Consider the following 7,513-nt stretch of genomic DNA (forward strand, 5'->3'; position numbering starts at 1 on the left):
TCGCAGAGCCTGAAAGCCCGGCGCCACGCGGTTTTGTTGTCGGAGAACGGCCAGACCTGAAAGCCCGAGCCGCGAGGATCGCGCGCAGGTAATCTCCCTGCTCAAAAGGGGGAAGTGATGATTCAGGATGCGTTTATTCGATTGAGGGCAAAGCAGCTCTACTGGCAGGGTTACCCGCCCGCCGAAATTTCGCGACTCATGGGTATCAACTCAAACACGGTTTATTCGTGGAAAAAGCGCGACGCATGGGATGACACAACGCCCATCAAACGGGTGACGCAATCCATTGATACCCGTCTCTGCCAGTTGAGCGCGAAAGACAATAAAACCAGTGGCGATTTCAAAGAGATTGATCTGTTAACCCGGCAGTTGAAAAAGCTGGATACCGGGCAGGCCTCCACTATCAGCGGCGTAAAAAAAACCAGTCGTCGCAAGAAGAAAAACCACTTCTCCGAGGAGCAGATCGAGGCGTTGCGCTTAAAAATTCTCGACTCTCTCGCATGGCATCAGCGCGGCTGGTACGAACAACGAGATCAGCGTAACCGGATGATCCTCAAATCACGGCAGATTGGCGCTACCTGGTACTTTGCCCGCGAGGCATTGCTGGGCGCACTGAGAACAGACGTTAAGCACGACTACCAGCGCAACCAAATCTTTCTGTCAGCATCACGAAAGCAGGCGCTACAGTTCCGCAACTTCATCCGCAAAGCGGCTGAAGAGGTGGACGTCGAACTTAAAGGCGGCGAGCAAATCACGCTGTCAAACGGCGCAGAGCTGCATTTTCTCGGTACGTCGGCGGCGACGGCGCAGTCGTACACCGGCCACCTGCGATTTGATGAGTTTTTCTGGACAGGAAACTTTATCAACCTGCGTAAGGTCGCCGGCGCCATGGCAACACTTAAAGGCTTAACGCGTACTTACTTCTCTACTCCATCCAGCGAAAGCCATGAAGCCTATCAGTTCTGGACCGGCGATCGATGGAATGCGAAACGGCCTAAAGCGCAGCGCGTTGACTTTGACGTGTCCTGGAAGAAAACCCATAGCGGCGTGCTTTACCCGGACAAAACGTGGCGGCAAATCGTCACTATTCAGGATGCTATCAATAACGGCTGGGACTACACCGACATTGATGAAATCCGGGACGAAAACAGCCCTGATGAATTTGAAAACCTGTACATGTGCGAGTTCGTCAAAGACGGCGAAAGCGCGTTCAATCTTAGCCAGTTACTGGGGTGCGGCGCTGACGGGTATGACGACTGGCCCGACTGGAAACCGTTCGCCAGTCGCCCTATGGGCCAACGTGAAGTGTGGCTGGGCTACGACGCCAACGGCGGCAGCGGCAATGGTGATGCCGGTGCTCTGTCCGTGACGGTCCCTCCCCTTGTGGCTGGCGGTCGGTTTCGCACGGTTGAATTGAAGCAACTGCGAGGGCTGGAGTTTGAGCAGCAGGCGGCGGTCATCAAAGAGGCTGCCGAGCGCTACAACGTCACTCACATCGCCATCGACGGACAAGGCGTCGGGGAGGCGGTCTGGCAGATTGTTAAAAACTGGTTCCCGGCGGCTATTTGCTACCAGATGAGCCTCTCTTCCAAGCGCGCCCTTGTCCTCAAAATGTTGCAGGTCATCCGCGCCGGCCGCTGGGAATATGACCGCAGCGAGCAGGGCCTGGTCAGAGCCTTTAACGCTGTTCGCAAAGTTGTTACGCCCGGCGGTTTCATCACTTACGAAACTGACCGATCGCGCGGCGTAAGCCATGGTGATATGGCGTGGGCAACCATGCTTTCGATTATTAATGAACCGTTGGGCCAGGAAAGTGGCGGCGGTGGTTTCGCAATGGGATGGTAACTGTGAAAAAGAAATACGGTAAAAAGCCGATAGCCAGCACCGCCGGTTCTGACATTGCGGAGTCACTGAAGGCCGATCCCGCGTTGACAGCGTTCAGCTTTGATGGCCCTTATCCCGTGCGTGATATGGCCGATTTGCTGGACAATCTCTATTGCCTAGATAACGGGCGATACTATGAAACACCGGTAGATTTTTATGGGCTGGCTAAAGCTCCGCGCCAGAGCGCCTGGCATGAGTCTGCCCTGTACTTCAAACGTAATGTGCTCACCGGCTGTTTTATCCCGCACAAGCTGCTCAACCGTCAAACCTTCTCAGCCTTCGCGCTGGACTGGTTCACGTTTGGCAATGCCTACCTTGAACTACCGCGCAATCGCCTGGGCGGGCTACTTCCCTTCCGGCATTCACTGGCGAAATACACCCGGCGTGGGAGTACGGATCTCGATCAATACTGGTTCATCCGGCGCTGGAAAGAGGAACACTCGTTTAAACCGGGTTCAGTGTGTCACGTTCTAAATCCTGACATTAATCAGGAGGTCTACGGCATGCCCGAATATATGGCAGCGCTGCTGGCGGCCAGTTTGTCACACTCCGCTGATATGTTCCGCAAGCTGTATTACGACAACGGCTCCCACGCGGGATGCATTGTCTATATCGGCGCGGGACAAATTGACGATAAAAGCATGAAAACAGTCAAAGAAACGTTGACCGGCGCTCGCGGGAAAGGGGCATTTAAAAACGTACTGCTGCATGCGCCAGGAGGCGGCAAGGATGGCGTTCAGATCCTGCCGTTTCAACAGATCACGGCGAAAGATGAGTTTATCAACATTAAGAACGCCACCAGGGACGACATACTCGCGGCGCACCGTATCCCACCGCAGCTGATGGGCGCCATGCCAGCAGGAAATGGATCGTTTGGGGATATCGAGAAGGCCGCACGGGTCTACGCTATCAACGAGCTGACGCCAGTAATGGAGGCTCTGAAGGTGGTCAACGAGTGGCTAGGAGAAGAGGTGATCCGTTTCAACCCATATGCGTTGCTTACCCCTGAGAAATAACCGCCAAAAAAATTCAGTTTCTTTAAACAACATCAGCCATCTATACCAGGCCAGCGTTTTCGCTGGCCTCATCTTTACTGCTTAAAGAATCCCGCATCAGCGCCCCTCTGCGCGTCGCTGCTTTTTGCCTGCGCGAGAGGCATGCCTCTACCTAAAATCACCGCTCACCGTGACTCAGAACCCGTGAAATTGCGTATTCTTCCGCCTTCCCTACCCTGACCCGTTTGCGGGGGCTTGCCCCCCGTCACCTGCGCGCAGCTACCCTTCCATTTTTCGTGCATATACCAAACCGGCCTCAGACCGCACCTTGCATGGGCCTAAAAAGGAAAAAGTATATCAAAAAAATTGTGCAAATCTGCGCACTATTGTGCAAGAAAGAAAAAGACGAGGAACGGCCAACATGACCACAACTGGCTACACTGCACGTGAGCCCCTCAGCAGCCCGCTGGCAGGGGCTTTTCTAGTGTCTCAACCCAATACCCGATACGACGCAGATAATACCGACCCAATCCCTCTCTGTGCAGTGTTAATAAAAAAGCCTCAAACATGAGGCTTTTTGATGGATAATCAAGTTCTGACAGGTATAGTTGCTTGAGGCTGAATGGGTGCCAAGATCTGGTTATAACTTCGTAATATATCGTTATACAGATCCGGATGTTTATTTGCAGTTATCGTAAGTATCAATGCATATTTAATTTTCTCAGCTTTATTACCTTGTATCGCCCCTCCGCCTTGCCTCGCATTATAATGAATATCGAATACAGGTTTATTTAGAGAAGTGCCACGCATACTTTTTGATGCATGTAGCACTGTCTCCCACTTGCCCATATCAGAGCGACGCTCCTGCTCATTGGCATATTTTTTTAGTTCAAAAAAACCTTTGGTGTCAGCATTCTGAGCACCTTGTTTTTTCTTACTCTCATCAGGTCGGAACGATATTTCGAGTCCTGCTTTTGTGTAAGATGCTGAATCCTGAGGATCAACAGAAGTTGAAAAACAAAAGGTTGCAGTTAGGTTCACCATACCATTAAGACCGCCATCTGGTATTGGTAATGCTGCCCTCAGGTATTTGCCAGGTTTCAATTCTCCTTGATACACGATTCTGGCTACTCCATTGGGACTTACAATTATATCATTAATATTTTCAGGTAGTTTTCCCCAACCAACTTCTGCATGAGAATAATCTTTTTGAGAACATGAATGAATCATAAGCGCTTTGATCGCCAATGTTGTTAGATCTCCACCTAAAAGAGCTTTGATTCCAACCGCTGTACGTAATGCATATGGAGCGGCAAAACTTGTACCCATTTGAGGTGCGATTACTGGATTTGTATCGTCAGTTAGAACGTGAAAATATTCACGCTCTTCACCACCGAAAGTAACTAAGTCAGGTTTAATAACTCCAGGGCTTCTTCCAGGCCCCATAGCACTATATGAGGATCGCGCCCATTTGTTAGAGTCTGTAGAATTGGCTGCACCAATAGAAAGACCATTCACTGAGTCAGCAGGTACTTGAATTCTAGCATTGCCAGACTCTTTATCCATCTCACCATTATTTCCTACAGCGATTGTCATCAGCGTTTCACCATCGCTGAGCAGATCATCGATCACAGAAGTCCATGCATGAACTTCTGAATCCTCAATAGGCAAATTAGGCCCTAAACTTAAGTTAATGAATTGATACTGTCTAGAAAGAAGAACCTCTTCAATCAACCCTAGAGTTCTATAAAGTTCAAGAGGATGTTCATTACAGATGTCGGCATCTAAAACCCTCAAGTGATCAACATAAGAATATGGTCGAGGGGCCATGGTTCTGGCTTTTAAGGGGCCAAAAAGAAACGCTGATGTTACTGCGAGGCCATGCTGTAACGCATCGCTATCATCCGAAGCACCATCATCCATAACTCGATATGAATTAAGCCATTTCTGTATTGAGTGTTGTTTAGGCAGACCACCATCTAAAATAGCTACTCTTAAATCACTTACAGGTGGATCGCTGGGTAATAATGTTTGAATTTTAACACCCGAGGCTCTTTGTATTGGACGAATACCGCGCAGGGGAGGTACGGGGCGAATTACCCTAACAAATGTAAATAAGGATAAAGTCTCGATTTTTTCTTGACCGCACTGAACGGGGACAAACCAAAGATTACCCGCCGTAAAAGAAAGCTCTGAGTAAAGAGTAATGCCATTATCTTCGGCATAACCCATAAACGCTGATTGAACTAGGTCACTATTGTTACTCGGTAAAAGATGTATGCCAACCTCGAAGAACTCGCCGGCTTCCCTATTGCTAAAGGGGACTATTCTTTCTTCTGGCTTATAAGCAGAAAACATTTCAATTCGTGCGAAGTCTATCGCTTCGTCACTACCATCGTCTAAAGACTGTACCCATGGAATTATATTTTTGAAAGAAGAGCGTTTACCCGCCACAAAAATTTGGGTAGTTGGAAACTCTGTCACTTCGGCTTTGCGTTTCCAACCGTCAGGCTTAATTTTAACAGTCTTACTTCCTATTGATTGCAGGTTATTTTCCCGGAGTAAAGTATCCGGAAAAAAAGAACGAGCAATATAACTAGGGTTAAGTGTTAAAGTAGCTACAGCAAAATCATTTGGGCAAGCAACAGCTGGCAAATCATCCAAATCAGATGTTGCTTGTTCAACTTGAGGTATTAATCTCTGCTTTGCTTCAGCAAAAGTGTAAACCTCTGATTTATCCATTCCGCGTCGAGGGCCAACAACAGCACTTGCCAGCAATTCACCGCGACCTATTAAAAAATTAGTAGCCATTACCGTTCCTTTTATGCAACTGTGCCCTCAGAGGCACGATGTTTACGGATAGTATCTCGACTAACCCCGGTAATATCTGAGATAGAATGCTGTGAGAGCTTTGTCTCTTTACTGAGGCTTAAAGCCACCTCCAGCTTCTCAGTACGTTCCAATAGAGAAATCCTACTTTTTATAAACTCTTCAATTAATTCCTGATCAGATGCAATCCCTAATGCCACTGCTCTACGGAATTTATTTACTTCTTTTTCAATGTTGCTAAATGATTCATTTTTAAACGTTAAGGTCAAAATATCAACCCAGCGTGAAAACATTGCAAAATCAGGCCCTGAAAACCTTCTTAACGCATCAGAAATACTTGCAGCATCTGGTTTCTCGAAGTTAACTATCATATCGAAGCGGCGCCATAATGCAGGATCGATCAACTCCTCGTGATTTGTGGCCGCCAACAATAAAGAATTTGTCGGCCATTCATCAACTTCCTGTAAGATGACTGTTACTAGTCTCTTGAGTTCACCAATGTCAGAGTCGTCGCTACGTTTTTTAGCTATCGAATCAATTTCATCAAGTAATAATACGCATGGTTTTTTCTTTGCGTAATCTAATGCTGCTCGCAAATTATTACCGCTTTTGCCAAGATAACTACTCATAACAGCAGTTAAATCAAGGATATAAAATGGCACATTGAGTTGTTTTGCCAACCAAGCTGCCGTTAAAGTTTTGCCCACCCCTGGAGGACCTACGAAAATTGCAGATCGCGTCGGTGACAATCCCAAGTCGTTTAACCGTTGGATACTTTTGCGCTCGAGTATGAGCCTGTCTAATACCGATTCATTTTTTTCCGAAAGTACAGGTTTTTCAAGTTCATCTTTCAGAACTGGCGTCTTCAGTAGACTTAATCGCGATTCATCATCCACAGGCAAAGGCTGTGGGGAAACTGTGTGCGTGGGGCTAGATGCCTTACGCAAGCTGTTGTGGCTGTTCGCAGGTTTCGAACGCAAGTATTGATCAAGCTGAGCCGCCAATTCAGGTGATGAGTCACGATACTTACGAACTAAACGAGCGACATACAACCTAACATCATCATATTGTTCGGCTATCACCAGCCTAACCAGCTGGGCTAAATCAGACTGAATGCCGCTTAAATCGCCCATGGGAATCACAACCTCCTGATATACAACAAAAAAATAAAAACACATTCCGGACTATTTTAATAGTATTGCACTTATCATCCGAACATGAAAGCGTAATCCTATATAAAATCACAGTATGATTTGTGAATCACACTTCCCTAGCCGCCTGACGCCAACGGTTAATCAGAGTGTCCGCCTTGTGCTTCGCTAGAGTTTTTCGCCAGTGTATGTCCACCCCCGTAACTAACAGCTCACCAGTAACCGGATGTGCGCGATATACCGTATCCAGCACCGTCACTTCATTGCCGCGTGCCAGCTGTAAGGTCTGCGGTTTACTGATCAGCACCTTCTTCATTTTCGCCCATGACTGAACTAAGCCCGCCAGTCCGGCGATTTCCGGTGATAAAACCTGCTCTCTCCGCCTAATTTCCTGGGCGGCCTTGAGATAGCTTTCTGCCCTGCGGGTGTCATATTCGGTACAGTCGCCGACGGTAATGCTGTACGCCAGCGCCTCAAACTCATCGGCGGGGGATTTATGCCGCTGCTGTTTGTGGGTATGGATACCTCCCAACACTTGTTTTCGCTGTTCGCGTGTTAACTGACCAATCTCGAACTGTTCAGGCTCTTCCCGCTCATCTGGCACTGTCATTAATGGCGGTGAACCGGGATGCTGATTTGTTCGTTTTTTAACCT

Annotated in this window: 4 protein-coding genes and 1 pseudogene; 2 read left to right on the forward strand and 3 right to left on the reverse strand. The window is 48.1% G+C overall.

Annotated elements, in window-relative coordinates; genetic code table 11:
• Positions 1-117: 117 nt before the first annotated feature.
• Together HMPREF9538_RS00530 and HMPREF9538_RS00525 are read left to right on the forward strand one after the other, a co-directional pair.
• Positions 118-1,845, forward strand: coding sequence for a terminase large subunit domain-containing protein (locus HMPREF9538_RS00530; protein ID WP_009486489.1), 1,728 nt, complete (start codon positions 118-120; stop codon positions 1,843-1,845).
• On the forward strand, positions 1,839-2,900 hold the full coding sequence (locus tag HMPREF9538_RS00525; protein WP_009486490.1) for a phage portal protein: 1,062 nt from the start codon (positions 1,839-1,841) through the stop codon (positions 2,898-2,900). Before HMPREF9538_RS00530 ends, HMPREF9538_RS00525 begins: the two co-directional genes overlap by 7 nt.
• A 567-nt stretch (positions 2,901-3,467) precedes the next feature.
• Here the strand turns inward: HMPREF9538_RS00525 and HMPREF9538_RS30825 are convergent.
• The 3 genes and pseudogenes from HMPREF9538_RS30825 to HMPREF9538_RS30830 form a co-directional block, all read right to left on the reverse strand.
• On the reverse strand, positions 3,468-5,690 hold the full coding sequence (locus tag HMPREF9538_RS30825) for a S8 family peptidase (RefSeq protein ID WP_004213103.1): 2,223 nt from the start codon (positions 5,688-5,690) through the stop codon (positions 3,468-3,470).
• A gap of 11 nt (positions 5,691-5,701) precedes the next feature.
• Complete coding sequence (locus HMPREF9538_RS00520; protein ID WP_004213102.1) at positions 5,702-6,841, reverse strand: AAA family ATPase; 1,140 nt, start codon at positions 6,839-6,841, stop codon at positions 5,702-5,704.
• Between the two features lie 127 nt (positions 6,842-6,968).
• Positions 6,969-7,513: pseudogene (locus HMPREF9538_RS30830) on the reverse strand (replication endonuclease); the annotation flags it as partial.

Origin of the sequence: Klebsiella sp. MS 92-3, assembly GCF_000195655.1 — a bacterium.
In the GTDB taxonomy this organism is placed as follows: Bacteria; Pseudomonadota; Gammaproteobacteria; order Enterobacterales; family Enterobacteriaceae; genus Klebsiella; species Klebsiella pneumoniae.

Excerpts from the sequence above, each read along its gene's own strand:
- HMPREF9538_RS00530 (WP_009486489.1), top strand. The coding sequence starts at position 118 with ATGATTCAGGATGCGTTTATTCGATTGAGGGCAAAGCAGCTCTACTGG.
- HMPREF9538_RS00525 (WP_009486490.1), top strand. The coding sequence starts at position 1,839 with ATGGTAACTGTGAAAAAGAAATACGGTAAAAAGCCGATAGCCAGCACC.
- HMPREF9538_RS30825 (WP_004213103.1), bottom strand. The coding sequence starts at position 5,690 with ATGGCTACTAATTTTTTAATAGGTCGCGGTGAATTGCTGGCAAGTGCT.
- HMPREF9538_RS00520 (WP_004213102.1), bottom strand. The coding sequence starts at position 6,841 with ATGGGCGATTTAAGCGGCATTCAGTCTGATTTAGCCCAGCTGGTTAGG.